Below are 1,842 nucleotides of genomic sequence, written 5' to 3' on the forward strand. Positions count from 1 at the left end.
CTTTAAAGCTCATTTGATTACTTTAAAAAGTACGCTAAATCAGTCCCGACATTTTCCCTCGGTAGTTATTGTAATGACAAAGTCGCTTGGTAATTAAGGTACGACAGAATCGCTTGGTGATCACAAATTCGAAGTGGTCACACGTAACAGGCTTCTGGACAGAAGCTTGTTAAAGCACCAACTCAAAATGGATATTTTCAAAATATCTAAAGTAAGGAAAATTGCGAAATAGGGTGCAGAAAGGCAACTCGAAATCATTTCTCCATTTAGTCATACGTAACAATGGCTCTTCTTTCTCATACCGCTACCTGTTCTTGTCGATACCAACGGTTAAATTGCTCTATCTTCATTGGCCGCGCTATCGCATAACCTTGGGCAATTTCACATCCTACTTCCAATAACAACTCCTTTGCGTCCCAATCTTCTAAACCTTCTGCAACAACCGTTTTGTCGAAGGTTGAGGCCAAACTCATCACAGCCTTCAAAAGCCCCCAATTCTTACTATCTTTTTGCAAACCAATAATAAAGCTCTTATCGACTTTCAACACGTCAGCGGGAAGATCTCTTAAATAAGAGAGGGTTGAATAGCCAGTTCCGAAATCATCAATTGCCACACTCACCCCAAACGACTGACAACGCTCAATCACCGCCTGAGCTCTTTCTACCAGTTCTAGAGCACTCGATTCAAGAATTTCTATCTGCACATAGCTTGGAGGAACCTTATATTGAGACAATAGCGCTCTTAGGCGACTGGTAAAATTGATATCATCCAATTGATAGCTGGATACGTTAATAGACAATTGTATATCCATGCCACATTTCACCCACTCGGACACTTGATGAACGGCTTGAGTCATTACCCAGTCACCAATCTCACATTGTAGCGCGGGAGTCTCTATATCAAACAAAAATTGCTCGGGGGTTAACACTCCTTTATCGGGGTGATTCCAACGAAGAAGGGCTTCTGCTCCTATCACCTCATTGCTTCTCAGGTTCATTTTTGGCTGAAAGTATAGTTCCAGCTCATTTTCAGAAACGGCTTGTTCCAACTGTCGCTTTTTAGCATGTCGTTTTCGCTTACTTCTATCATGCTCAGGGTTAAAGAATGACATACTATTCCCCCCCTGCAGTTTCGATTCATACATAGCTAGGTCAGCTTGTCGAATAAGGTGCTCTATATCTGTGACACTATCCGCCTCCGTCATAGTCACACCAATACTCGCAGAGAAGGGCTGAGGGTGAATCAAATCTGTTTTAAATCTCATCGTAGAAATTATATTGAGTAGCTTTGAAGCGTACGATTTTACTTTAGTTTTATTCCGAACATTATTAAGGATAATAATAAATTCATCTCCCCCCCACCTTACTAGAATATCGTTTGAAGGAATGTTTTTACTCAAGGTAGAAGCGAGTAACTTTAGTGCCTCATCGCCAACTTCATGTCCAAAAGAATCATTAATCTTTTTAAACTCATCGAGGTCAATAAAAAGAACTGCCATATATCGACCGAATTCATTGAATTTTAGTAACTCACTGACTTTGGTCACCAATAAGTTACGATTAGGCAGTTTCGTGAGGGGGTCATAGAGAGCAAGTAACTCTAGTTGCTTCTCTTGCTCTTTAAGGCGTGATATATCTGTAAATAGAGCAACAACATTAGATAGCCTATTTTGAGAGTCCCTAACTGCCGTTATGCTGACAAGTTCAGGATAAGTTTGACCATCTTTTCTTACGAGCCATAATTCACCACGCCAAAACCCATTACTTAACACTTTTTGTTTCAGTTCGGCATAGCGAACCTGAGATTCACTTTCATCTATCATTGACTCTAAAGAGTGACCC

At 40.6% G+C, this 1,842-nt stretch carries 1 protein-coding gene; it reads right to left on the reverse strand.

Going from position 1 to position 1,842, the window contains the following annotated elements; genetic code table 11:
• Positions 1-296 precede the first annotated feature (296 nt).
• On the reverse strand, positions 297-1,842 hold a 1,546-nt coding region (locus tag VME0621_RS25930; RefSeq protein WP_156750289.1), incomplete at its 5' end, for a putative bifunctional diguanylate cyclase/phosphodiesterase.

The organism is Vibrio mediterranei (genome assembly GCF_900088415.1).
GTDB lineage: Bacteria > Pseudomonadota > Gammaproteobacteria > Enterobacterales > Vibrionaceae > Vibrio > Vibrio mediterranei.